This window comes from Xanthomonas sp. JAI131 (assembly GCF_013410075.1).
Taxonomy (GTDB): domain Bacteria; phylum Pseudomonadota; class Gammaproteobacteria; order Xanthomonadales; family Xanthomonadaceae; genus Xanthomonas_A; species Xanthomonas_A bonasiae.
Genome location: NZ_JACCCN010000006.1, coordinates 270,760 through 295,681 on the forward strand (window position 1 = coordinate 270,760; position 24,922 = coordinate 295,681).

A 24,922-nucleotide genomic window follows, 5' to 3' on the forward strand; every position below is an offset into this window, starting at 1 on the left:
ACACGTCGCCGCACCGTGCGAGCGGCAGACTGTGAAGCGTGCCGCGCTACTGCGCCTGCGCGCCGCCCAGATGTTTGCTCAGGAACGCCAGCAACTGGGTGTAGTAGGCGCGCCGGTGCGGCTCGGTGTAGAAGCCATGGCCCTCGTTGGGGAAGTACAGCGACTCCACCGGCGCGCCGGCTTTCTTCAGCGCCTTTTCCATGCGCTCGGTGTGCTGGATCGGCGCACGCTCGTCCTTGCCGCCCGCGGCCAGGAACACCGGGATGCGGATGCGATCGGCCAGATTGACCGGCGAGCGCGCGGCCAGGGTGCCGCGTTCGCCAAGCCAGTCGCCGGCCCAGTTCTTTGCCCAGCGCGCTCGCCTGGCCTGGTCGCGGTACATCGTCTCCAGGTCGTATACCCCGACGTAGCCGGCGGCGCAGCGGTACAAGCCCGGCTCCCTGGCCGCGCCCATCAACGCCGCGTAGGCGCCGTAGCTGGCGCCATAGATGCAGATGCGCGCGGCATCGGCGATGCCCTGCGCGGCCGCCCAGCGCGTGGCATCGGTCAGGTCGTCCTGCATGCGGCCGCCCCATTCCTTCGCCCCCGCCTGGGTGAAGGCACGGCCATAGTTGCCCGAACCGCGGTAATTGACCCGCAGCACCGCATAGCCCGCCGCAGCGAGCAGTTGCGTGTCGTCGTCGAAATCCCACGCGTCGAACACGCCGAACGGCCCACCGTGCGGCAGCAACACCATCGGCAAGGGTTTGCCTGCCTCGGCATGCAGCGGCAGGGTGAGATAGCCGTGCAGCGGCAAGCCATCCCTGGCCTTGAAGCTGACTTCGCGGCTGGGCGGGACCTGGTCGGGCCGGAACCATTCGCGCCGGCTGAACACGCGCTTGGCCGATTTGTCCGTGCTGTCGAACAGGAAATAGTCGCCATTGTTGCGGTCGCTCCAGACGTAGAGCAACAGCAACCGGCGATCGGCCGTTGCCGAGGTGATGAACACCGCATCGCCGTTGAACGCCTTTTCCAGCGATCGATACAGGCGCGAGGTCGGCGCGTTGTCGTCGAAGAAACGGTTATGCATCCGGTCGCTCATGAACGACACGCCGATCGGCGTCTTGCCGTCCAGGTCGCGCAATACCCGGTGCGGGTCGACCTGCTCGTCGCGCAGCAAGGGCGAATAGCGGTCGGTCGCCGGATCCCAGGACACCACCGCATCCGGGCCGCTGGCCTGTTCCACCTGCAGATAGGCGAGCTTGTCGTCGGCGGAGAATCCCAACGGATAGGCGCGATGGAAACTGGCGGCTTCGTCGTTGATCAGCCGCCACGGCGTGGCGCTGTCGTCGCGGTAGTAGAGCTTGCTGGAATTTCCGGTATCGGCGCCGTTGGCGAAACGGACGCGTCCGGCGTGGTCGGCAACGAAGTCCGCTCGCGAGACCGGCGCGGTCGCCACGGGCGTACGCCGGTGATTGTAGATGTCCAGTTTATCGATATGGACCGTCGGGTCGCTGGTCTGCTCCACCACCGACACCAGCACGTTGCGCGGATCCTGCGGCAGCGTATCGAGCATGTACACCGACGGATCCAGGCCCACCTTGAGCGTGGCCGCGTTGACCGCGTCGTTCATCCCATACGGGCTGGCCAGCAATCGGGGATTCTTGCCGTCGGCATCGATGGCGTGCAGCTGCCCGATCGCCACGGGTTCATCGCGCGTGCCGAAACGCTCGGCCATCGACACCACGATGCGCTCGTCGTTGGCCCACCAGAAATCGTCGATCACCGAGTCGGCGCCGCCGATGATCCTGGCCGAGAGCTGCTTGTCGCTGCGGCGAACGACCACCAGCCCGGTCCGGTCCTCCATCGGCTGGGTGACGGCATAGTAGGCGCCGGTCGGCGAGATCTTGACCCGCTCGAACTGGTCGCGCTTCAGATACGGGGTCAGATCCAGCGGCGGCGGCTCGGCCTGCGCGCATGCCATGCCGGCCAGCGCAAGGCCGGCCACGAACGTCCAACGTCGCATCGAGTGCATCCCCTGTCCCCTGAGCGGCCTATGTTGGCAAGCTCCGCGAACGGCGTCCATGCCCGCCACAGTCCGCGGAGCCCTGCGCGTGCGTCGCAGATACCCTCTCCCGCGACGCGCGGCGATGGCCCATGCTATCGCCCCTTCATCGGGCAATGACGGAGCCGCGACATGCGCAAGATCCGGGTCGGCATCATCTTCGGCGGCAAGTCGGCCGAGCACGAGGTCTCGCTGCAATCGGCGCGCAACATCGTCGATGCGCTGGATCCGCAGCGTTTCGACGCCACCCTGATCGGCATCGACAAGCAGGGCCGCTGGCACGCCAACGAGCGCGACGGCTTCCTGCTGCATGCCAACGATCCGGCACGGATCGCGCTGCAGCGCAGCGGACGCGGCGTGGCGGTGATCCCCGGCGACGACGCGCAGCCGTTGCGCGCGCTGCAGCCGGCACAGGCATTGGAGCAGATCGATGTGGCGTTCCCGATCGTGCACGGCACGCTGGGCGAGGACGGCTCGCTGCAAGGCCTGTTGCGCATGGCCGGGCTGCCGTTCGTCGGCTCCGGCGTGCTCGGCTCGGCGCTGGCGATGGACAAAGACGTGGCCAAGCGCCTGCTGCGCGATGCCGGGCTGGAGGTGGCGCCGTTCGCCTGCATCCGCCGCCGCGATGCGACGCAGGCCGATTTCGCCGCGCTGGCCGCGCAGTTCGGGCTGCCGTTGTTCGTCAAGCCGGCCAACCAGGGCTCGTCGGTAGGCGTGAGCAAGGTGCACGACGCGACTGCTTTCGACGCGGCATTGGCGCTGGCCCTGGCCTACGACCACAAAGTGTTGGTGGAAGCGGCCATCGATGGGCGCGAAATCGAATGCGCGGTGCTCGGCAACGACGCCCCACAGGCCAGCGTCTGCGGCGAGGTGGTGGTGCACGACGCGTTCTATTCCTACGAGACCAAATACATCAGCGAGACCGGGGCCGAGGTGGTGGTGCCTGCGGCGATCGACGAGGCCACCCAGGAACGCATCCGCGCCGTCGCGTTGCGCGCCTACGCCGTGCTGGAATGCGCCGGCCTGGCGCGGGTGGACGTGTTCCTGACCGGCGACGGCCGCATCGTGATCAACGAACTCAACACCCTGCCCGGCTTCACCCGCATCGGCATGTATCCGAAGCTGTGGCAGGCCAGCGGGCTGAGCTACCGCGCGCTGATCACGCGCTTGATCGAGCTGGCCTTGGAACGCCATGCGCAGGATGCGGCGCTGCGGAGCGCGGTGGCCTTGCCGGAATCCGGCGAATAGCGCGGTGGCCATGCAATGGCGCGACTCCGGCGCCAGCGGCGCGCACAAAAACGAACGGCCCGCCGCACCGGATGTCTCCGGTGCGGCGGGCCGTTCGCGATGCAGCGCGGGCGACTACACCTTGCCGCGACGGAACATCGAGATCACGGCCAGGATCAGGAACACCACGAACAGGATCCAGGCGATGTTGGTCGCGGCGCCGGCGATGCCACTGAAACCGAGCACGGCCGCAATGATGGCGATGACGAAGAAGATGATGGCGTAATGCAGCATGGCAAGGTCCAGAAGTTGTCGTGCCGAATCGGCGCGCAGGTATCTTCGGAAACCGCCGGTCGTCAGGAAGTGACGGAAGTGTCGCGGCGCCATGACGACGCCAGCCGCTGCAGGCCCTGCTCGATCGAAACCTGCGGCACATAGCCGAAATCGCGCCGCGCCGGTTCCATGCTGTACCAATGCGGCGTGCACAGCTGCTCGGCCAGGAAGCGGGTCAGCGGCGGCTCGCCGCGCAGGCGCAGCAGCGGCCACAGCGTTTCGCAGGCGGCGCCGATGCGATACGCCGCCTTGAACGACAGGGTCTTGGTCACCGGCGGCGCGCCGACCGCAGCCAGCAGCTTGTTCAGCAACTCGCGCATCGGCAGCGGCTCGCCGTTGGAAATGAAGTACGCCTTGCCGGCGCAGGCCGCACCGACGCGCAGATGCTCGAATGCGTCGAAATGCGCCTGCGCGGCATTGTCGATGAAGGTGGAATCGACCCGGTTGTCGCCGCCGCCGACCAGGCGCACGCGGCCGGCCTGTGCGCGCTCGACCAGCTTGGGCAGGATCTGATTGTCGCCCGGCCCCCAGATCAGCCGCGGCCGCAGCGCCACCACCGCCAGCTGCGCGTCGTTGGCGGCGAGCACCGCGCGCTCGGCGATGGCCTTGGTCGCCGCGTACGGCGCCTGGAAGTTCTCGCCGTACGGCACCTGGTCCGCGCCCAGCCCTTCGACCGGATGCGTGGCGCGATGGGTCACGCTCGGCGTGGAGGTGTAGATCAGGCGGCCCACGCCATGCGCGCGACAGGCGGCCAGCACGTTCTCGGTGCCGACCACGTTGGGCTGGTAGTAGCTGTCGTAGCTGCCCCAGGCACCGGCCTTGGCCGCATTGTGGAACACCGCCTCGGCCCCTTGTACGGCATGGTGCAGCGCCTGCGCATCGGTCAGGTCGCCGCGCACCTGGGCCACGCCCAGCGCCTGCAGTTCCGGATAGTGGCCGCGGTTGTAGCTGATCACCTCGTGCCCGCGCGCGACCAGCCCGCGACACAGCGCCTGTCCCAGGAATCCACCACCGCCCGTCACCACTATCTTCATCGCGCCGCACCGTTCGCACCAGGGCGCACACGATAGCCGGGGTCGCCGGGGAAGGCGATCCGCGCGGCGGCGGGCGACGCCGCTGCGCACGCCAAACCATTGATATTTCGGAACTTCATAATTCTTCACCGTGGCATCAGGCACTTCATCCACGGTGCTGGCGCAGTGCGCGGACCGCTTCCTTCCGGAGTTCCACCATGTCGCGCGTCCCGTTCCTGCTGTGCACCTTGTTCGCCCTCGCCGCGCCTGTCGTCCATGCCGCGCCCGCCACCACCATCACCACCGCCACCGCGCCGCCGGCGCTCGGAGACGGCTGGAAGGTCGCCGACGCCAGGGCCACCGGCTGGAACATGGCCACGCTCGCGGCACTGGAGCAGGCCATCGCCGACGGCAAGGCGCCCGACACCAGCAGCGTGCTGATCGTGCGCGACGGCGCACTGGTCTACGAACGCTACTTCGGCGATGCCGATCGGCAGACCCTGCAAGACACCCGCTCGGCGACCAAGAGCGTCACCGCGATGCTGGTGGGCGCGGCGATCGACCGCGGCCGCCTGGCCGGCGCGCAGGCCAAGGTCTACGACGCCTTCGGCGACCGCCATTGGCAGCAGCCGGATCCGCGCAAGCGCGCGATCACCGTCGAGGACCTGCTGACGATGAGTTCGCAGCTGGAGTGCGACGACGAGAACGCGTTCTCCAGCGGCAACGAGGAACGCATGTATGTCAGTGCCGACTGGACCCAGTTCGCGCTGGACCTGCCGATCAAGGGCTACGCGCCATGGATGCGCCGCCCCGAGAACAGCCCGCACGGCCGCGCCTTCGCCTACTGCACCGCCGGCAGCTTCCTGCTCGGCGCGCTGGTGGAGAAAGCCACCGGCCGGCACCTGGAAGACTTCGCCGCGCAGGCGCTGGAACGGCCACTGGGCATCACCGACGTCCACTGGGGCCGCTCCGCCGAGGGCGTGGGCATGGGCGGCGGCGGCACCCGCTACCGCAGCCGCGACCTGGCCAAGTTCGGCCAGTTGCTGCTCGACCAGGGCCGCTGGCACGGCCAGCAGGTGCTGCCGGCGGACTGGGTGCGGGCGATGACCACGGTGCACGCGCAGGCGCGCGAGGACGCCGACTACGGCTATCTGCTGTGGCGTTTCCGCTTCCCGGTGCGCGGCGTGGAGCGCGGGGTGTGGGCGATGTCCGGCAACGGCGGCAATTACGTGTTCGTGCTGCCCGAGGAACGCCTGGTGGTGGTGATCACCCGCGGCGCCTACAACACGCCGAAGATGCACCCGCAGTCGCAGGCGCTGCTCGCCGACTACGTGCTCAAGGCGCTGCCGTAGCCGCGCCGGTTTCCTGCGGCAGCAGGCCGGCGCGGCGCACCTGCACGCGCTGGGCGGCGATGTCGGCCTGGTTGCGCGCCAGCAACGTGGCGAAGCCGGCCTGCGCGCGCAGCGGCGCCAGCAGCGGCGACACCCGCAGGTAGGCCGCATCGCGATAACCGGCGGCCTGTGCACGGCGCAACGCATCCAGCGCCGCGTCCGGGTCGCCGGCCAGTTGCAGCAGCAGCGCCGCATCCAGCCCATCGAGTGGGTCGGCGCCACCCGCGAGGCTGCGCAACAGGTCTTGCGCCCGCGCGCGCAGCGCCGGCGCGGCAGGCCGCGGCTGCGCATCCAGCGTCCATGCCAGCGTCTGCGCCAGGCTGCCCTGCGGGCGCAGCCGCAGCGCATGCAGACTGGCCTGGCGCGCACGCGCCGCATCCCCCTGCACCAACGCCAGTTCCGCCTGCAGCAGATACAGCCCGGCGTAGTCGGTGCCGCGCCCCAGCGCCTCGTCCAATGCCGCCTGCGCTTCGGCGGTGCGGCCATGCGCGAACAGGAAACTCGGCCAGGCCACGTTGGAAAATGCGCTGTCCGGATAAAGCTGGAAGCTGTCGCGATAGCGCGCCTCGGCGGCGCTGACGTAGCCGAGCAGGTTGAGGTTGCTGGCGATCTGGATCGGCAGGAACCGCACCCGCGCCGGATCGCGCACCTGCAGGTTGGCGGCCAACGCCTGCGCCAGTTGCCCCTTGCGCTCGTACAGATACGCAGCCGAGCCGCGCACTGCATCGGCGCCCGGATCCAGCTGCAGCGCGCGCTCGTAGGCGGCCAGCGCCGCCGCGTACTCGCCGCTGCAATCGTGCGCGTAGCCGAGTGCGGCATGCGCGGCGGCCAGCTGCGGCTGCGCCGCGATCACCTGCGCTGCCAGGCGCCGCGCGAGCGCGACGTACTGCGCATCGCCGCCGTACTGGCACACGCGCGCGCTGTAGGCACGACTGAGCCCGAGCAACGCACGCGGCTCGTCGGGGACTTGCTGCAGACGCTGCCGGTACAGCGCGATCGCGCGTTCGTTGTCGTCGCGCTGGCCGATGCCGGCGTAGTACTCGGCGCGTTGCAGCAGCGGTGACGCCGCCGCTTCCTGCGGCGGCGCAGACCATGACCACGCCAGCGCCGCCAGCGTCCCGGCACCGAGCGCCACGACTGCCACGATCGCAATGCCACGCCAACGCGGTCGTCGCGGTGCCGGTGCGTCGTCTCTGTCGCCGTCGTCTTCGTCGCTGCGCACCGGTGCGCACAGCTGGTAGCCCTGGCCACGCACCGAACGCAGGTAGCGCGGCTGCCGCGAGGCATCGCCCAGCGCCTGCCGCAGCAGGCGCACGCGCTGGGTCACGGTCTCCTCGTTGACCAGCGCCGGCGCCCACACCTGCGCGATCAGTTCGTCGAAGCCGACCACCCGCTGGCCCTGCTGCAGCAGGTAATGCAGCAGGCGGAAACTCAGCCCGCCCAGTTCCAGCGCCACGCCGTCGCGTTCGACCCGCTGCCGCGCCACGTCGATGCGCAGGTCGTCCAGCCGGTAGCGCTCGCCCATTGCGGCGGCCTCAGCGCACTCGGTCCTTGGCCCACAGCGCCAGCTTCTCGCGGCCGATCTTGGCGTTGTGGCGGATATCCACCGGGAAGCCCGGATGACGCAGGAAATCGGCGATGCCGGCGGTGTGCGCATGCGTCTGCGCCAGCGCGCGCAGCACGGCGTCCGGCTGCGCCGGCGGCGCCACGCCCGCCTGCAGTTCGTAGCACAGCACCGGACGCTGCGCGCCCGCCGCGCCGATCCCGACCAGCGCGCTGCGGCGCAGCCACGGCAAGGTGTTGAAGATCGGTTCGACCTGCTCGGTGTACAGCGGCCCCTGCGCAGTCTCCACGCGCTGGGTCTTGCGCCCGCAGAACCACAGCCGGCCCTGCGCGTCGAAGTAGCCGATGTCGCCCATGCGGTGCACGATGCGCTCGCTGCCGTCGTCCAGGCGCTCGCGGATCTTGGCGATGCGCGTGGCCGCATCGCGGTTGAAATAGGTGTCGGTGGTGGTCGGCCCGGCCACGGTGATCTCGCCGACCGTGCCCACCGGCAGCTCGCGCACGCCCGGCCACTCGGGGATCGCCGCATCGTCGATGGCGATGATGCGCACCACGTTCGGCGCCACCACCGCGCCGACGCAGGTGCCGGCGCCGGTTTCGGTGGCCGCGCGCGTGTCCTGCAGTTCGCGGCCTTCGATCGCCGCCACCGGCAGGCACTCAGTGGCGCCGTACGGCGTCCACAGCTTGCCGTCCTCCGGCAGCAGGCTGCAGATCTTGGCCACGATCTCCGGCGGCACCGGCGCGCCGGCAGAAGTGGCGCAGCGCACGTTCGGCAATGGCCGCCCGTAGTCGGCCAGCACCCGCATCAGCGCCGGCGAACCGAACAACTGGGTCACCCCGAAGCGGTCGATCGCATCGTGCAGCTTGCGCGGATCGGCGCTGGCCGGCCGCGTCGGGTCCATGTCCGGGATCACCGAGGTCAGCCCCAGCGCCGGATCGAACAGGGCGAACGGCGGGAAGGTCGGCAGGTCGATGCCGCCGGCCTGCATGTCGAACGCGTTGCGCATCAGTTCGATCTGGCCGACGAAATGGCGATGCCGGTAGACCACGCCCTTGGGCACGCCGGTGGAGCCGCTGGTGAACAGGATCGCGGCCACGTCGTCGGCCGCGGTGTCGGCCAGCTGGCTGCCGGCGCCGCTGCCGGCACGCTCGATCTGCGCCAGCGTGGTACCGCCCCAGGCCCAGCGCCGGCCCACGGTGACGATGCGCCGCGCCGAGCGCGCCCAGCCCAGTAAGCGCCGCGCCAGCTGCGCCAGCGGAATGCCGATGAACGCCTCCGGCTGCGCCTCGTCCAGGCATTGCTTGAGCGCGCGCTTGTCGATGCCCGGATCCACCAGCACCGGTACCGCACCGGCCTTGAACAGCGCGAACATCAGCAGGAAGAACTCCGGCGACGGCCGCACCATCACCACGGTGCGGGTGCCGCGGCCGATGCCGTAGCCGCCCAGCCCGGCGGCGATCGCGTCGCTGCGCGCATCCAGCTGCGCATAGCTCAGGGTCACGTCGTAGGCGGCCAGGCCGTTGGCGCCGCGGCCGCCCGGGCAGCGGATGGCGATCTGGTCGGGGCGCTCGCGGGCCAACGGCGGCAGCGTCGCGGCGATGTTGCAGATGGGGGTCGTGGTCATCGGCCGATTATCGCCGATGGCGTCGCCATGCCGCCAAGGCATGTCATGCAGTGCCGAGTAGGTCACGTTGGATCGTCAGGTCGCCAGTTGGTGCTGCGTGGCGCAGCGACTGACTGGCGGTCGGCTCAAGCCGCGTGGCGCAGGCCGCTGGGCCGCTTGCGCGTACGCGGGGCGCGTCATGGTTCGGGACTGCACACGCGTCCACGTCCGCTCTCTTGCTTGTCCCGTTCGTGCGCAGGATCGGCGCGGCCTGTTGCCCTAGGGCATGTCATCAATTCCCGAGCAGGTCGCGCTGGGTCTGTCAGGTCGCCAGCCGGCGCTGCGTGGCGCAGCGCCTGACTGGCGGTCAGCTCAAGCCGCGCGGTGCCGGCTGGCGGCCTGACAGGCCCAATCCGTAGGGCGGCTCTTGCGCGTGCAAGCTGCCGCGCCAGTGCTGACGTGAACACGCATGCGCGGGAGTGGCGCGAGCTGCTCGGGGATTGATGGCGCGCCCTAGGCGACCCGGAACGTGCGCCCGCTCTGGATCCCGGCCACGCTGCGCCGGTAGGCCAGCGCCGCGCGCGCGGCGCTGACGCTCTCGAATCCAGGAAAGAACGCCCCGTACTGTTCGGCCGATTCGCTCAGCACGGTCGGGCTGACCACATTGATGCGGCGGCCGCCGCGCAACTCGCAGGCGGCCGCGCGCACGAAGCCCTCCAGCGCGGTGTTGACCGTGGTGGCATTGCTGCCGCCGCGTATCGGCTCGTCGGCGACGATGCCGCCGGTCAGCGTGATCGAACCGCCTTCGTTGAGATGGTGCTGGCCGAACAGCGCCAGCCGCACCTGGCCCAGCAGCTTGTGCTGCAGCCCCAGCGCGAACTGCGCCGGCTGCAGCGTGGCGAGCTCGCCGAAGTGCAGTTCGCCGCTGGTCGAGACGATCGCATCCACCGGCCCCAGCGCGGCGAACAGCGCCTGCACGCTGGCGTCGTCGGTGATGTCCACGGGGTACGCGCCGCGCGTGTGGCCGACCGCGATCACCTCGTGGTCGCGCCCCAGTTCCTGCACCACGGCCCGGCCCAGGGTGCCGGTTCCGCCGATGACGACTGCCTTCATGCCACTGCTCCTGCTGGTGTGAGGCGGGCAGTCTGGCCGTGTACCGGGCGGCGAAAAATGGCGCAGAATTTCCGACACTGCAAACCCAGGGTTCGCAATCGTGGACAAGCTGCGCAGCATCGAGGGCTTCGTCGCCGCCGTGGAGGCCGGCAGCTTCAGCGCCGCCGCGCGGCGGCTGGACATCAGCGCGGTGATGGTCGGCAAGCTGGTCCGGCAGCTCGAGACCCATCTGGGCGCGCGGCTGCTGGAACGCAGCACCCGCCGCCAGGGCCTGACCGACGCCGGTCGCCGTTTCTACGAAGAGGGCAAGCGCGTGCTCGAACAGCTGCGCTGGGCCGAAAGCTCGGTCGAGCGCCTGGCCGCCGCGCCGAGCGGGCTGCTGCGGATCAGCGCCGCCACCACGCTGGGCGAATGCGTGATCGCCGCGGCGGTGGCCGAGTACCAGGCGCAGTTCCCGCAGGTGCGCATCGAACTGGACCTGAGCAACAGCGTGGTCGACCTGATCGAAGACGGCATCGACCTGGCGATCCGGGTCGGCGCGCTGGATCCCGCCCTGAACCTGGTGGCGCGCCCGCTGGGCCACTACCGCATGGCGATCTGCGCCGCGCCGGCCTATCTGGCGCGCCACGGCGTGCCGACCACGCCCGCCGACCTGGCCGCGCACCGCTGCCTCGGTCACGCGGCCTGGAACCCGCGTTCGGCCTGGCAGCTGGAGGCGTCCGGCGCGACCGCGGGCTGGCCGGCCGAGACCGCCCTGCGCTGCAACAGCAGCGCCGCCTTGCGCCAGGCCGCCCTGCACGGCGCGGGACTGCTGTTGCAGCCGCAGGTGCTGGTGGCCGAGGATCTTGCCGCCGGGCGCCTGGTCGGCCTGCTCGAAGCCTATCTGCCGTCCAGCCGCCCGGTCCACGCGCTGTACCGGCAGGACCGTCGACCGCTGCCCAAGCTCGCCAGTTTTCTGACCTTCCTGCAGCAGCATGCGGCGCCGCGACTGGCCTGATCGCGCACGAAACGCCGCCGCCTGAATGCCGCGCCGCTTGCAGCGCGCGCCGGTTCGGTCAGAATGCCGCGCCCCCCACCGCTGTTTGCCGCGCAAGGCCCGGCTGCCATGGCACACCCCTGCCTCACCTGCGGCGCGTGCTGCGCCTACTTCCGCGTCAGTTTCCACTGGAGCGAAGCCGATCCCGACCTAGGCGGCAGGGTCCCGTTCGCACTCACCGAACCGTTGCGCACCCACGAACGGGTGATGCGCGGCACCTCGCAGGCGCAGCCGCGCTGCGTGGCGCTGGACGCGCAGATCGGCCGCTACAGCCGCTGCACGATCCACGACCGGCGCCCGTCGGTATGCGCCGCGGTGCCCGCCTCGCTGGAGTTCGGCGAACGCAGCGCGCAGTGCGACAAGTCGCGGCTGGCGCACGGGCTGCCGTTGCTGACCGAGGACGATTGGGATGGCGTGACCGAGCGTAATCTTCCGGACGCCTGATTGCGCGATGCCGCTGCGCTCAGCGCAAGGCCGCCCATGCGCATCGCAACCCGTCCGACGACCGTCCTCTCATCGGTGCAGGATGCCGATGGCGCCGGCGACATCCGCCCGCCAGCGCCACGGCCGAGCATGAACGCGCTTCAGCGGTTCTTCCACTTGGTCGGCACCGGATTGGTCACGGTGTTCTTTTCCATGGTGTAGGAGGTGCCGTTCTGCTGGGCGATGGCTTCGCCGGTGTCGACGATCGCGTTCTGGATGAAGATGTTCTTGTCCTCGCCGCGGACGAAGGTCAACTGGTGGAAGGCGGTCTTGTTGCCCCAGTCCTCGGAAGGCAGGGAAATGAAGCGGACGGTATAGCTCTCGTCGTCGAAACTGCCTTGCAGCACATAGACGCCGTAGTGGTTCTCGCCTTGCGAGATGAGCTTGTACATGCCGTTGCTGTAGTAATAGAGCTCGGCATCGGGAAACGGCTTCTTGTCGTACATTTTCCGGTAGTGCAGCACCTGTTTGTAGGTGGGCTGGCCGAAACCGACCGCCAGGTGCTTGCCGTCGGGGGAGGTGGTCAGGCCTTCCGCGTGCGCGCCGGTGGCGCTCATCGACATCAACAACATCGACATTGCGATCGCTCTCACTTCGTCTTTACTCCGGTCCGCTTGCGTGCATCGCCTGCACTGTACAGAGACCTGTTTATTACAGAGCGGCAGTCGTTTGCAGTTTTCGCGAACAAGCCGGCGACGTCTCCCGCTGCGACGCGCGCCATGGCCAACGACGCGCCTCAGCGAGATGCGCGCCCGCCGCCGGACCGATGCGCGCCGGCGACGGCGCGTCAGCCCAGCGGATGCCTGTCCAGGAACGTGCGGATCGCGGGCACCAGTACCTCGTGCTTGTCTTCGAGCACGTAGTGGTTGGCGTCCTCGAACGCCATGACCTCGGCCTGCGGCAGCGCCTGGCGGAAACCGGCCAGGAAGTGATGGTCGAAGCAGATGTCGCGCAGGCCCCAGGCGATGAACGCCGGGCGGTCGGCGAACGACGGCAACGCCTGCGCCGAGCGTTCCAGCAACGACCAGGCCTTGTCGGCCGGCGACAGCGGGATGTCCTGCATGAAGCGGATCGTGGAAATGCGGTTGGCCCAACTGTCGTACGGCGCCACGTAGGCGCGGCGCACGGCGGCGGGCATACGCCGCGACACGCCCAGCCACGACGCGCCGGAGGAGAACGCGTTGAAGGTGCGGATGAACCACTCGCCCGGGCGCCAATGCCGGCCCATCGCGATCTGCCACGGCATCGGCTTGGCCGCCGGCAACGGGAACGCGGCGGTGTTGGTGATCACCAGCCGCTTGACCTGCGCATGGTGCGACAGCGCCCAGCCGAAGCCGATCATGCCGCCCCAGTCGTGCACCGCCAGCGTTACCGGACCGTCGATGCCCAGGTGCCGCAGCAGCGCGTCGAGATCGTCCACGCGCGATTGCAGGGTGTAGTCGTAGCCCGGCTGCGCGCCCGGCGCATCGTCCGGCTTGTCCGACAGGCCCATGCCGATATGGTCGGGCACGATGCAGCGATAGCGGTCCGACAGGCCGGTCACCAGATGCCGCCACAGATAGCTCCACGACGGATTGCCGTGCAGCATCAGCACCACCTCGCCATCGCGCGGGCCTTCGTCGAGGTAGGACATCGCCAGCCCCGGACGGACCTGGAAACGCTGCGGGGTGAAGGGGTAGCCGGGGTAGTTCATGCAAATCGCATCCGATCCAGATCGAAGGAACCCGCGTTTTGTAGGCATTCGCCCAACTTCGGCAGGGAGAAGAATTCGCGCTCGCCGCGCTCACTTGCCACCATGAAGACTGCGCCACCGTCTCGATGGACCGCACCGTGCTTGCCAATCACGCCATCGATTCCTCATCGCGCGCAGACGCATGGTAAGCAGGCAAACGATGGTCGTCATTGGAAAGCAGGCGCAGAAAAGCAGGGTGCAGAAACAGTTTTTCCTTGCCCAGGCGCTGCTCCTGCAACACGCCAATCTCCACCAACTCCTTCAACTGACGCGCAGCGGTCTGCCGGGTCACGCCCACCACCTCCACGGCGTTTTGGATGCGGCAATAGGGCTGGTTGAAAATCACCTCCACAAGCTCTCGGCTATACGCCTTGGGCGCATGACTGCGAATGTAGTCGCGCGCCTGTGCCTCCAGCCCGCGGATCGCCTGGATCTTGGCCGTGGTCCAGGCAGCCGTCTCGGCCACGGCGCTGAGCATGTACTGGATCCACTCGGCCCAGCGGCCATGCCGGGTCACGTCCAGCAGCAGGCGGTAATAGTCGCTGCGGTGGCGGATGATGTAGCGCGACAGATACAGCACCGGCAAGTCGAGCAATCCCTGTTCGATGAGCATCAGCAGGTTCAGCACGCGCCCGGTACGGCCGTTGCCGTCGGTGAAGGGGTGGATGGCTTCGAACTGGTAGTGCGCGACCGCCATGCGGATCAATGGATCGATGTCGGTGTGCTCATGGATGAAACGCTCCCAGTTGGCCAGCTTGTCGCGCAGCAGCGTCTCCCCCACCGGCGGGGTATAGATGACCTGCTGGGTCTGGTCGTTGGCTAAAGCCGTGCCGGGGACGCGGCGGATCTGCATCTGCACCGCCTTGATGCGGCTGCAGACGACGACCGCGGTATCAGTGCACAAGGGGCGCTGCTGCAAAGACTGGAAGCCTTCGTAGAGCGCGCTGCGGTAGCGCAACGCCTCCTTGGTCGCAGGCTTCTGCGCCTTGTCCTGATCTTCGGCGTAGCGGAACAGGTCGTCCGTCGTGGTGACGATGTTCTCGATTTCCGAACTGGCCTGAGCCTCGAGGATCGGAATCGTGTTGATCAACACCGTGGGATTTGGCAGCAGCGCCGTGGCCTGCTTCAACTCGGCCAACGCGGTTCTAGCCCCGATGCAGGCCTTGAGCAGGCTGCGGGTCTCGATATCTCCCGTTGGCGGAAGCAACGGGAGATCGTTGTACGGGAACTCGGCCTTGAACGTCGACACATCTTCCATGGCTGCGTCAATCATGTTCGGAGAACGAACATGATGCAATAACGTGTACTAAAAATCCATTTTTTTTAACACGTCTTATGCGTCCGCCAGGCCTCCGTACCGCTACCAGACCACCTCGGCCATCGAGCAGTTCAGGCCCGAGCCGATGCCCATCAGCGCGATCCGGTCGCCCTTCTTCAGGCGCCCCAGTTCGCGCAGCTTGCTCAGCACGATCGGCACGCTGGCCGGACCGATGTTGCCGTGCTCGCCGAAGATGGTCATCACCTTCTTCGGGTCGATGCCGAAGTTCTTGATGAAGGCCTGGGTGTGCGGCAGGCTGACCTGGTGGATCACGAACTGGTCCAGCTCGTCCACCGCCCAGCCCAGCGCCTGCCTGGCGGCGATGAAGGTCTTCTGCGCCAGCTTGAGGCCCTCGATCAGCAGCATGCGGGTATCGGTGACCATGCGATCCAGGTTGCCCCGGCACAGGGTGTTCCACTCGGTGGCCGAGCGGGTCACGCCGCCGCGGTAGCGCGGGGCGTCGGGCACCAGCTCGGCGCGCGCCATCACCATCGCCGCGGCGCCGCAGCCCAGGGTCAGCGCGGCCAGCTCGTCGCGGAATTCCTGTGCGGTCACGTCCGGGGAGGTCATCCGCTCCAGGGTCTTCTCGTACACCAGGTTGGCGGTCTCGCCGTCCACCACCAGCGCATAGTCGATCTCGCCGCGCTCGATCATCCGCGCCGCGATGTCCATGCCGTTGATGAAGGCCAGGCAGGCATTGGCGACGTCGAAGGTCATGCATTCCTCGCCCACGCCCAGGTTGCCGGAGACGATGCTGGCGGTGGACGGTTCCAGGTAGTCGCGGCTGACCGAGGTATTGACCAGCAGCCCGACCTGGCCGGCGTCGATGCCCGCGTCGGTCATCGCCTTGCGCGCGGCCAGGGTGGCCGCATCGGACGCCTGCATGTCCGCATCCCACATGCGCCGCGCGTGGATGCCGGCGATGTCGCCGAGCACGTCGGTGCGGATGCCGAGACGGTCGTAGGTCGGTTGCAGGCGTTCGTTGATCTGCTTGGAAGTCAGCGTGTGCGGCGCATCGATATGCGCCAGTCCCGCGATGGAGACATTGTTGAAGAGCATCGAGATGTACGCCGGGATAAGGCGAAGGGGCGCCAATTCTAGCGGTTGCCCGGTTTTATCGCATCTTTAACAAATTGGAACAGAGCGTATGGCTTAACCGGTTCAGCGAACGCTGCACTGATAGGCGCCGTAGCGCTGGTCGCCGTCGACCGGTTCGCCCATCGCCTGCACGGTATTCGCACCGACGCCGGGGGCTTCGTTGCGCGCCAGGGTCTCCAGTTCCTCGCGCACCCGCAGCGGGTTGCGCTGGTAGAAGCCCACGTTGCTCTTCACCGACACCACCACCTCGCCCCGCTTCTCGCAGCCGGCCGGCGCCTGCCCTGGCGGCAGTACGCGCACGGTCTTGCCTTCCGGCGCCATCGGCACCCAGGTGCAGGCGGAGAGACTGGCGAGCAGGAGCAACGCGATCGGTAGACGCATGGAGAGGGACCGCAGGCTGAGAGAACCCGGATTGTGCCGCAGATTGCTGAATTGGCAATGACGCCGCCGGATCCCGGTGGCCGCAATGCGCACCGGAGCCGGCCACGGCGGCTCCGGTGCGCGAAGCTTCGCCATGCGTCGTCCGGCCCCGTGGGCCACCGTCCCCCGAAAGGAGCCATGTCCCCGCAAGGAGAAGGGAACGGCCTAAGCCCCTCTCCCACCGCGAGAGGGGGTGGGGTGAGGGTCCGGCGCGAAGCGTCTCGCGGAGTTGGGTGCGCGAGGCTGCGCCCGTACCCTCATCCGCCCCTGCGGGGCACCTTCTCCCGAGGGGAGAAGGAACAGCCGACTAGCCCCTCTCCCGCCGGGAGAGGGGTTGGGGTGAGGGTCCGGCGCGAAGCGTCTCGCGGGGTTGGGCGCGCGAGGCTGCGCCCGTACCCTCATCCGCCCCTATGGGGCACCTTCTCCCGATGGGAGAAGGAACAGCCGACTAGCCCCTCTCCCACCGGGAGAGGGGTTGGGGTGAGGGTCCGGCGCGAAGCGTCTCGCGGAGTTGAGCGCGAGGCTGCGCCCGCATCCTCACCCGGCCCCGCAGGCCGCCACCCTCAGCGCTTGGGCGCGACCGGCGCGGCCGCGCCCTGGGGCTTGCCGTCGGCGTCGATCACCGTCACTTCGCCCAGCTTCAGCGCGCGCACCGGCCGCTCGATCTGCTTCAGGTCGCCCACCACCACCCAGGTCAGTGCGTTCGGATCCAGGGTCGCGGCGGCCTGCGCCACCTGCGCCGGGGTCATCGCCTCGATCTCGGCCTTGCGCTTGAACACGTAGTCGTCGGGCCGCCCGTAGCGGACGATGCCGCCGATCGCACCGAGCACCGAACTGGCGGTCTCGTAGGCGCCAGGCAGGCTCAGGGTCTGGATGTTGCGGATCCGCGCCACTTCCTCCGCCGTCGGCGGCAGCTTGCCGCTGGCGAAGGCGCTGATCTCCTTCTGCATCTCCTGCAACGCCGGCGCGGTCTTGTCGATCTGCACCGGCGCGGCGGCCGACCACGGGCGCTGGCCCAGCGTATTGGAGGCAGAACTGCGCGCGCCGTACGACCAGTGCTTGTTCTCGCGCAGGTTCATGTTCAATCGCGAGGTGAAATCGCCGCCGAGCACGCCGTTGGCGGTGTCGAAGCGGATCGAGGACGCATCGGTGGTCGGCGGCACCAGTTCGGCGGCGAACAGGTTGGCCTGCACCGCGCCGGGCTGGTCGATCAGGTACACCCGCGGCTTGCTCGGACGCGCCACCGCCGCCGGCGCCTGCAGCGACGGCGCCGTGCCCTCGCCCTTCCAGTCGCCGAACTGCGCGTCCAGCAGCGGCACCACCTCGGCCAGGGTGGTGTCGCCGACCACGATCAGGGTGGCTTGTTCGGGGCGGATCCAGTCGCGCTGGAAGTCCACCAGGTCGGTGCGCTCCAGGGCCGCGATCGCCGGCTCGGTGCCGCTGCCGCTGAACGGGATCGCATACGGGTGGCCGGCGCCGTACAGCAGCGGCGGCAGCACCCGCATCGCCACCGCGTTGGGCTGCGCCTTCTCCTGGCGGATGCCGGCGATCCAGCTCGCCTTGATCCGCTCGATCTCCTTCTGCTCGAAGCGCGGACGCCGCAGCATGTCGGCGTACAGCGCCAGCGACGGCGCCAGGTTCTCCTTCAAGGCCGACAGGTAGGCGTTGCTGCCGTCCAGCGAGGCGCCGGCGCTGAGCGTGGCGCCCAGCGTGTCGGCGGCATCGGCGAAGCCCAGCGAGTCGTAGCTGCCGGCGCCTTCGTCGAGCATGCCCATGGTGAAGTTGGCGGTGCCCGACTTGCGCCCCTGGTCGGCGCTGAAGCCGCCCGGGAATTCGTAGCTGAACTGCACCACCGGCACGTCGTGGCGCTCGGCCAGGATCAGCCGGGTGCCGTTCTTCAGCGTGGCGCGTTGCAGCGCCGGGAACTTCAGCTGCGGGAACTGGGTGGTCTTGGGCGGGCCGGCGCTGCGATCGACGACGCTGGGCAGCACGCGGTACTTCGGATCGACCGGCGGCGGATTCAGCGGCGCCGGCTGCACGGCCGGCTCCTCGGCCAGCGCCACGCGCTCGCCCGGTTCCACCACCAGGGTGTGGTCGCCCTTGCCCAGCCATTTGCGGCCCACCGCCTTCAGGTCGCGCGCGCGGGTGGACTCGATCGTGGCCAGCGAGGTGCGGAAGCAGCCCGGATCGCCGGTGAACACCGTGCACTCGGCCAGCGCATCGGCCTTGCCGCCGAAACCGCCGATGCGCTCGATGCCGCGCACGAAGCCGGCGCGGAACGCGGTCTTGGCCCGTAGCAGTTCGTCCTTGTCCGGCCCCTTGTCGAGCAGCTTGCGCAGCTCCTCGTCGATCACCGCCTCGACCTTGGCCGGATCCACGCCCTGCTTCACCGTGGCGATGATGCCGAAGCTGGAACCCAGCTGCGACGGCCAGGCGCCGGCGCTGATCTGGTCGACCAGCTTGTCCTCGTGCACCAGGCGCCGATCCAGCCGCGACGACTTGGCGCCGCCCAGCACCTGCGCCAGCAGCTGCAGGCGATCGATGTCCTCGGTGCCGGTCTGGGCCACGTTCCAGACCCGGTAGATGCGCGCCTGCGGCACCTTGTCGGTCATCGTCTCGCGGGTGGACTGGGTGCGCTGGGCCACGTCGACCTGCGGCTGCGCCATGCTCGGCCCGGCCGGGATATCGCCGAAATAGCGGGCGACCTTCTCCTTCGCGGTGGCCACGTCGATGTCGCCGGCCAGCACCAGCACCGCGTTGTTCGGCCCGTACCAGGTGCGGAACCACTGCTTCACGTCGGCCAGCGAGGCGGCGTTGAGGTCGTTCATCGAGCCGATCACGCTGTGGTGGTACGGGTGGCCCTTCGGGTACAGCGCGCGGCTCAGCTTGTCCCAGGCCTGGCCGTAGGGCTGGTTCTCGCCCTGGCGCTTCTCGTTCTGGACCACGCCGCGCTGTTCGTCGAGCGCGGCCTGGTCGATGGCGCCGACCAGGTGGCCCATGCGGTCGGACTCCATCCATAGCGCCATGTCCAGCGCGGTGGTCGGCACGTTCTCGAAATAGTTGGTGCGGTCGCTGTTGGTGGTGCCGTTCTGGTCGGTGGCGCCGACCTGCTTGAACGGTTCGAAGAATTCGCCGCTGTGGTTCTCGCTGCCCTGGAACATCAGGTGTTCGAACAGGTGCGCGAAACCGGTGCGCCCGGCCGGCTCGTCCTTGGCGCCGACGTGGTACCAGAGGTTGACCGCCACGATCGGCGCCTTGCGATCGGTATGCACCACCACGCGCAGGCCATTGGGCAGGGTGAACTGCTCGAACGCGATGTCCACTTTCGCCGCAGCCGGCGGCCTGGCCGCACTCGACGGCGGCGCGTAGCTCAGCGCGCCGAGCGCGGTGGACAGGGCGATGGCCAGCAGCGCCCCACGGGGGCGGATCGACACGGTCATGCAAGTTCCTTTTGAGAAATGAGTGGAAGGACAACAGGCCTCGATCGTAACGGGCCGCCGCCGCGCCCGCGTATGCCTTTCGGCCCGTTTCCGAGCGTGGCCGGCGCTTCCGATCCTGAACGCGATGCGCCAACGCCGCTGCCGCAACGGTGACCGGCAGGCCGAAGACGGACGTACGCAAGCGACCGGGTGTCCGCCCGCGGACACACGGCTCGCAAAAAAAACTTTGAATAACAATGCCTTGAAGTTGGCACAGGATCTGCTTTGCATCTGGGCGCCACAACTGCAGTCGAAGCAAATAATGAATGAGAGCTTAATAAAAAGAAAAAACCGAAGAAAGTTCTTGCACACCCTGATTAGGTGTTCTACATTACTACCACACCACTGCTCAACAACACCAACGAGGCCCGCCATGAAAACCGCTTCCTTCGCCCTGACCTTCGCCATCGCCGCCCTGCTCGCCGCGCCGGCCATCGCCGCACCGACCGTCACCACCCTGGACAGCGTGCAGGTCCGCCCCTCCGCCGAGCAGATCGCCCAGCGCACCTTCGAGCGCAACAGCGGCATCGCCACCCTGGCCGCGGTGCAGGTGCGCCCCTCCGCCGAGCAACTGGCGCAGCGCGATGCCGAACTGTCCAGCCGCATCGCCACGCTGGCGTCGGTGCAGGTGCGTCCGTCCGCCGAGCAGATCGCCCAGCGCGATGCCGAGCAGGCGACCAGCCAGCGCGTGGTGACCCTGGCCGCGGTGCAGGTGCGTCCGGGCACCGACACCCAGAGCGTCTTCGCGATCGGCAGCGTGGTCAGCGGCGCCCTGGACAGCGCGATGCTGCAGTTGCAGCCGAGCCTGCAGAACCTGAGCCAGGACCTGACCACCAGCCTGGCGCGCTGAGCCGGCGACGCTTCGCCGGCGCAGGCCGGAGCCGGCGCGTAAACTGCGCCGATGACCGCCACGCCCACGCTGCATGTCCTGCTGTTCCAACCCGAAATACCGCCCAACACGGGCAATGCCATCCGCCTTTGCGCGAATACCGGCGCGCAGCTGCACCTGATCGAGCCGCTCGGCTTCGACCTCGAGGACAAGCAGCTCAAACGCGCCGGCCTGGATTACCACGAGTACGCACGCCTGCAGGTCCACGCTTCGCTGGACGCCGCGTTGCAGAGCATCGCCCCGCGCCGCCTGTTCGCCCTGAGTACCCGCAGCGACACCCGCTACGATGCGCCCGCCTTCGCCGACGGCGATGCGTTCCTGTTCGGCCCGGAGACCCGCGGCCTGCCCGCCGAGGTGCTGGAACAGGTTCCGCCCGCGCAACGCCTGCGCCTACCGATGCGCCCGCACAACCGCAGCCTCAACCTGTCCAACGCGGTAGCGGTGGTGGTGTTCGAAGCATGGCGGCAGCTGGGCTTCCCCGGCGCGGATTGAACGCGCGGCAGGGCACGGGGCGCTGGCGCCACGTCCATCGGGCCGGGCTGTGCGGCAACGCAGACGACGACTGCCACGCGATCCGGCACACGGCGGCGGCGCCGCAGGCATGAGGCCTTCTCCACGACAACGAACGCAAGCTGCACGCCGACGTTCCGCCGGAAAGCCGCTGCGTCTCGTGCATTGCGGCGTCTTTGCTTGCGGTTGAAGTCGGCAACGCTTCGTTCTTACACTGGGTCGTCAGGGACATCGCCTGAGTCGATCCGGGCGCGCTACCCGCCGCGCGCTTGCAGGGTAGCGCTATGACCTCCAGCTCCCGAAAAACGACCACCGACGATTGGGTCAGGATTCGCCGCGACCAGGAAACCGGGATCGAGAGCGTGCACGCGCATTTCCGCGGACACGCCTACGATCCCCACGATCACGACGAAGTGCTGGTCGGCGTCACCTTGCAGGGAGTCCAGCGGTTCCACTGCCATCGATCGCTCCATACCAGCACGCCGGGGCGCGCCATCCTGATCGAGCCTGGGGCGGTCCACGACGGGCATGCGCCCGAGGAGGACGGCTTCACCTACGCGATGCTCTACCTCCCGCAGTCCTGGGTGGCGCAGATGCTGCAACGGCTCGGCCAATGGGACATCTCCGCGATTCAACCGGTGTTCCGGAGCACCTTGACCGGCGACGCGGTGTTGAGCGCGGCGATACGGCAGGCGTTCCTCGCCGTGCATCATGGCGAAGGCCGTCTGGCGCGGGACCAGAGCCTGGACCGCATGATGCGGCGGCTGTCCTCGCACCTGTCCGCGGATGCGCAGCCCGCGCGCGATTCGGCGGCAAGGATGGCGCGGGCCAGGGATTTCCTTCACGAGCAGATGGAACGCGACGTCGGCCTCGATGAACTTGCCGGCTACGCCGGCATGGACCGGTTCCGCCTCACCCGGCAATTCCAGCGCACGTTCGGCCTGTCGCCGCACGCGTACCTGGTCCGCTTGCGGTTGCGCGTCGCGCGCGCCCTGCTGGCCACTGGCCAGGAACCGGCGGACGTGGCGCTCAAGGTCGGCTTTGCCGATCAAAGCCATCTGGGCCGCTGGTTCAAGCGCGCCTATCGGCTCACCCCGGCCGCCTACAGGCGGCAATGCACAGGCGTTCTAGATTGAATCCTGGGCGGCTCCGACCATGGCCACAGTCCAGCAAGAACGGAGTTCCCCAATGTTCGACACCAAAGTGGCTCTCATCGTCCGCAACGACCTGGCGACCTGGCAACGGTTGAATGTCGTTGCGTTCCTGGCGACCGGCATCGCATCGGCCGCCCCGGACGCCATGGGCGAACCCTACGTCGATGCGAACGGCCATCGCTACGGCAACATGCTCGGGCAACCGATGCTGGTGTTCGAGGCCGACCTCGCCGGACTGCAGGCCGCGCATCGCGTGGGACTGGAGCGCGAGATCACCGTGCTGCCGTATGTGTTCGCCATGTTCGCGACCGGGCACGACGACGCCAATCGCCAGGCATTCGGCGCGGAAGACCCGGGCGATCTGAACCTTGTGGGGATCGGGTTGCGCGGGCCGAAGAAAGCCGTGGAAAAAGCCACGAAGCGCCTGTCCCTGCATCCGTGACGCGGCGCGCGGCGATGCGGCCGTGCCGAATCTTCCCGGGTTGTCCCGCACGCCGCACCGTCCCCTGCACGGTCGGTCGTTAGCGGATGGCTCCAGGCGATGCGTAGCGATGCCTGGCACCCGGGGCAGGCGCACGGTCCGCGCATCCGGATGGCGTGCGCCGCCGGCCAAGGTCATGCGTCGACGACAAACACGCCACTCGGATAACGGCCGCATATGAACTCGACGAACGCCCGGACCTTGGGGCTCTGCAGGCGCCGTGAGGTGTGCAACACCCACAGTTCGACCTCGTCGCCGGCCGCGCCCCACGCGACCAGTTCGCCCTCGTCGAGAAGGCGCCCAATGAGCGACTGCGGCAGCATGGCCGCGCCCGCGCCGGCGGTGACGGCATCGCGGACCGTCAGCAGCGAGGACAGCCGCAGGACGGGCTGTGGTTCGACCACGAGCTGGCCGCCCTGGACGGACCACAGCTCGCCGTCGCGATAGGACGGCATCACCACGGCCGGGACGCGCAGCGTCTCGCCCTTGCGCCCTTTGGGGATCTCGACGACAGGAGCCGCCGCAAGCACCAACCGGTCCTTGGCGAAACACCTGCCGACCAGCGCGCTGTCCTTGCGCGGGTTGATGCGGATGGCGACGTCGAAGTGCTCGTCGACGAGGTCGGCGACGCGGTCCTCGGAGACGGCTTCTATCTGCACTTGCGGATGGAGCGCCTGGAACGCGGCGGCAAGCCGTCCCAGCGCCACTTGCGAGAACAGCAGCGGCGCTGCGACACGCAGCCGGCCTCGCGGGGTCGCCAGTCCATCCCGCGCCGCCGCGATCGCGTCGGCAACCTCGCGCATCGGCCCCTCGAGTCTTGCCAGCAGGATCCGGCCGGCTTCGGTCAGGCCCAGGCTGCGCTCGCCTCGCTCGATGAGCCGTATGCCCAGGGAGTCTTCGAGATCGGCAACCCGGCGCGACAGGGTCGCTTTGGACCGGCCACTGGCGCGGCTGGCTCTGCCGAAGCCGCCGTGCGCAGCCACCAGTTGGAAATCTTCCAGGGCGTTCAGGTCCATTTCGTCTCAAATTTGGTACGAGGCGTCCATATTTTAGAGTCTGTGTTTTGAATATGGAACCTCCTATCGTTTGCCCACACCCAGACCGAACCCCAACCAAGGACATCACCATGACCATTCTCGTAACCGGTGCAACCGGCACTGTCGGCCGTCAGGTCGTCGAACACCTCGTCAAGCGCGGCGCCGATGTCCGCGCGCTGGCCCGCGACCCCTCCAAGGCCAACCTGCCGGCAGGCGTCGAGGTCGTCCAGGGCGATCTGCTCGATGTCGACGCGCTGCGTGGCGCCTTCTCCGGCGTCTCCACGCTGTTTCTGCTCAACGCGGTGGTGGCCGACGAGTACACCCAGGCCCTGATCGCGCTGAACGTCGCCCGCGAGGCCGGGATCGAGCGGTTCGTCTATCTGTCGGTGATCCACAGCGACCTGTACGTCAACGTGCCGCACTTCGCGGGCAAGTACGGCGTGGAACGCATGATCGAGCAGATGGGCCTGAACGCCACCATCCTGCGTCCTGCCTACTTCATCGACAACGACCTCACGATCAAGGACGTGGTGAGCGGCTACGGCGTGTATCCGATGCCGATCGGCAGCAAGGGCCTGGCGATGGTCGACACGCGCGACATCGGCGAAGTCGCGGCCATCGAACTGCTGCGCCGCGAGCAGTCGGCAGTGCCGCTGGCGCTGGACCGCATCAACCTGGTCGGCCCAGAGACGCTGACCGGCGCGGCCGTCGCCGCGATCTGGAGCGACGCGCTGGGCCGCCAGATCTCCTATCCGGGCGAAGACACTGCCGCATTCGAGCAGAACCTGCGCCAGTTCATGCCGAGCTGGATGGCCTTCGACATGCGCCTGATGAGCGAGCGTTTCATCAGCGACGGAATGGTCCCCGCCGCCGGCGACGTCGAACGCCTGACCACGCTGTTGGGTCGCCCGCTCCACTCCTATCGCGAGTTCGCCACCCGGGTCGCGACCTCCTCCTGACAAGCAGCGCCTGCGCACCTACACCACCAGGACTCCAC

22 protein-coding genes are annotated in these 24,922 nt (G+C 68.5%); 9 read left to right on the forward strand and 13 right to left on the reverse strand.

Translation table 11 applies throughout. The features are described 5' to 3' along the window. Positions 1 to 46 precede the first annotated feature (46 nt). Positions 47 to 2,005 (reverse strand): S9 family peptidase, encoded by a 1,959-nt coding sequence (locus HDC36_RS22655; RefSeq protein WP_179571108.1) that lies wholly within the window; start codon positions 2,003 to 2,005, stop codon positions 47 to 49. Positions 2,006 to 2,176: 171 nt separating this feature from the next. Between HDC36_RS22655 and ddlA the strand changes: the two genes are divergently transcribed. Next, positions 2,177 to 3,292, forward strand: a complete 1,116-nt coding sequence (gene ddlA / locus HDC36_RS22660; RefSeq protein WP_179571109.1) for a D-alanine--D-alanine ligase — start codon at positions 2,177 to 2,179, stop codon at positions 3,290 to 3,292. Between the two features lie 114 nt (positions 3,293 to 3,406). Here the strand turns inward: ddlA and HDC36_RS22665 are convergent, their stop codons facing one another. Beyond that, positions 3,407 to 3,565, reverse strand: a complete 159-nt coding sequence (locus HDC36_RS22665; protein WP_003468167.1) for a DUF1328 domain-containing protein — start codon at positions 3,563 to 3,565, stop codon at positions 3,407 to 3,409. A 62-nt stretch (positions 3,566 to 3,627) separates the two neighbouring features. Continuing rightward, positions 3,628 to 4,638 (reverse strand): 2-alkyl-3-oxoalkanoate reductase, encoded by a 1,011-nt coding sequence (oleD, locus tag HDC36_RS22670; protein ID WP_179571110.1) that lies wholly within the window; start codon positions 4,636 to 4,638, stop codon positions 3,628 to 3,630. 197 nt (positions 4,639 to 4,835) lie between these two features. On the opposite strand from oleD, the gene HDC36_RS22675 reads away from it, so the two are divergent. Beyond that, positions 4,836 to 5,969 (forward strand): serine hydrolase, encoded by a 1,134-nt coding sequence (locus tag HDC36_RS22675; RefSeq protein WP_179571111.1) that lies wholly within the window; start codon positions 4,836 to 4,838, stop codon positions 5,967 to 5,969. Here the strand turns inward: HDC36_RS22675 and HDC36_RS22680 are convergent. The 3 genes from HDC36_RS22680 to HDC36_RS22690 all read right to left on the reverse strand — a co-directional run bounded on the left by HDC36_RS22680 (position 5,953) and on the right by HDC36_RS22690 (position 10,288). After that, on the reverse strand, positions 5,953 to 7,533 hold the full coding sequence (locus HDC36_RS22680; RefSeq protein WP_179571112.1) for a winged helix-turn-helix domain-containing protein: 1,581 nt from the start codon (positions 7,531 to 7,533) through the stop codon (positions 5,953 to 5,955). The genes HDC36_RS22675 and HDC36_RS22680 overlap by 17 nt on opposite strands. A gap of 10 nt (positions 7,534 to 7,543) precedes the next feature. Beyond that, positions 7,544 to 9,196: an olefin beta-lactone synthetase gene (gene oleC, locus HDC36_RS22685; RefSeq protein WP_179571113.1), complete on the reverse strand. Its 1,653-nt coding sequence runs from the start codon at positions 9,194 to 9,196 to the stop codon at positions 7,544 to 7,546. A gap of 492 nt (positions 9,197 to 9,688) precedes the next feature. After that, positions 9,689 to 10,288, reverse strand: coding sequence for a short chain dehydrogenase (locus HDC36_RS22690; protein ID WP_179571114.1), 600 nt, complete (start codon positions 10,286 to 10,288; stop codon positions 9,689 to 9,691). Positions 10,289 to 10,388: 100 nt separating this feature from the next. Here HDC36_RS22690 and HDC36_RS22695 point away from each other — a divergent pair, with 100 nt between their 5' ends. Next, positions 10,389 to 11,285, forward strand: a complete 897-nt coding sequence (locus HDC36_RS22695; RefSeq protein ID WP_179571115.1) for a LysR family transcriptional regulator — start codon at positions 10,389 to 10,391, stop codon at positions 11,283 to 11,285. A gap of 108 nt (positions 11,286 to 11,393) precedes the next feature. Continuing rightward, positions 11,394 to 11,768, forward strand: a complete 375-nt coding sequence (locus HDC36_RS22700; RefSeq protein WP_179571116.1) for a YkgJ family cysteine cluster protein — start codon at positions 11,394 to 11,396, stop codon at positions 11,766 to 11,768. Positions 11,769 to 11,908: 140 nt separating this feature from the next. Here HDC36_RS22700 and HDC36_RS22705 read toward each other — a convergent pair whose 3' ends face one another. The 6 genes from HDC36_RS22705 to HDC36_RS22730 all read right to left on the reverse strand — a co-directional run bounded on the left by HDC36_RS22705 (position 11,909) and on the right by HDC36_RS22730 (position 19,815). After that, a complete protein-coding gene (locus HDC36_RS22705; RefSeq protein WP_343204371.1) occupies positions 11,909 to 12,400 on the reverse strand; it encodes a hypothetical protein in 492 nt (163 codons plus the stop codon). A 194-nt stretch (positions 12,401 to 12,594) separates the two neighbouring features. After that, positions 12,595 to 13,500, reverse strand: a complete 906-nt coding sequence (locus HDC36_RS22710; protein WP_179571118.1) for an alpha/beta fold hydrolase — start codon at positions 13,498 to 13,500, stop codon at positions 12,595 to 12,597. A gap of 148 nt (positions 13,501 to 13,648) precedes the next feature. Beyond that, a complete protein-coding gene (locus HDC36_RS22715) occupies positions 13,649 to 14,812 on the reverse strand; it encodes a Fic family protein (RefSeq protein WP_179571119.1) in 1,164 nt (387 codons plus the stop codon). A gap of 87 nt (positions 14,813 to 14,899) precedes the next feature. Further along, on the reverse strand, positions 14,900 to 15,916 hold the full coding sequence (locus tag HDC36_RS22720; RefSeq protein WP_179571120.1) for a 3-oxoacyl-ACP synthase III: 1,017 nt from the start codon (positions 15,914 to 15,916) through the stop codon (positions 14,900 to 14,902). A 102-nt stretch (positions 15,917 to 16,018) separates the two neighbouring features. Then, entirely contained in the window at positions 16,019 to 16,336 is a 318-nt protein-coding gene (locus tag HDC36_RS22725) for a DUF4156 domain-containing protein (protein WP_179571121.1), read from the reverse strand. 602 nt (positions 16,337 to 16,938) lie between these two features. Then, the gene (locus tag HDC36_RS22730; protein ID WP_179571122.1) at positions 16,939 to 19,815 is read right to left on the reverse strand and encodes a pitrilysin family protein; all 2,877 of its coding nucleotides are present in this window, start codon (positions 19,813 to 19,815) and stop codon (positions 16,939 to 16,941) included. Positions 19,816 to 20,227: 412 nt separating this feature from the next. Here HDC36_RS22730 and HDC36_RS22735 point away from each other — a divergent pair, with 412 nt between their 5' ends. From HDC36_RS22735 to HDC36_RS22750, 4 genes are all read left to right on the forward strand, one after another. Beyond that, on the forward strand, positions 20,228 to 20,704 hold the full coding sequence (locus tag HDC36_RS22735) for a hypothetical protein (RefSeq protein ID WP_179571123.1): 477 nt from the start codon (positions 20,228 to 20,230) through the stop codon (positions 20,702 to 20,704). 51 nt (positions 20,705 to 20,755) lie between these two features. Next, a complete protein-coding gene (locus HDC36_RS22740; protein ID WP_179571124.1) occupies positions 20,756 to 21,235 on the forward strand; it encodes a tRNA (cytidine(34)-2'-O)-methyltransferase in 480 nt (159 codons plus the stop codon). 302 nt (positions 21,236 to 21,537) lie between these two features. Continuing rightward, entirely contained in the window at positions 21,538 to 22,389 is an 852-nt protein-coding gene (locus HDC36_RS22745; RefSeq protein ID WP_179571125.1) for an AraC family transcriptional regulator, read from the forward strand. A 52-nt stretch (positions 22,390 to 22,441) separates the two neighbouring features. Next, positions 22,442 to 22,849 (forward strand): DUF2000 domain-containing protein, encoded by a 408-nt coding sequence (locus HDC36_RS22750; RefSeq protein WP_179571126.1) that lies wholly within the window; start codon positions 22,442 to 22,444, stop codon positions 22,847 to 22,849. A 173-nt stretch (positions 22,850 to 23,022) separates the two neighbouring features. Here HDC36_RS22750 and HDC36_RS22755 read toward each other — a convergent pair whose 3' ends face one another. After that, positions 23,023 to 23,904, reverse strand: coding sequence for a LysR family transcriptional regulator (locus HDC36_RS22755; protein ID WP_179571127.1), 882 nt, complete (start codon positions 23,902 to 23,904; stop codon positions 23,023 to 23,025). 110 nt (positions 23,905 to 24,014) lie between these two features. Between HDC36_RS22755 and HDC36_RS22760 the strand changes: the two genes are divergently transcribed. Then, a complete protein-coding gene (locus HDC36_RS22760; RefSeq protein ID WP_179571128.1) occupies positions 24,015 to 24,884 on the forward strand; it encodes an NmrA/HSCARG family protein in 870 nt (289 codons plus the stop codon). Positions 24,885 to 24,922: the final 38 nt, after the last annotated feature.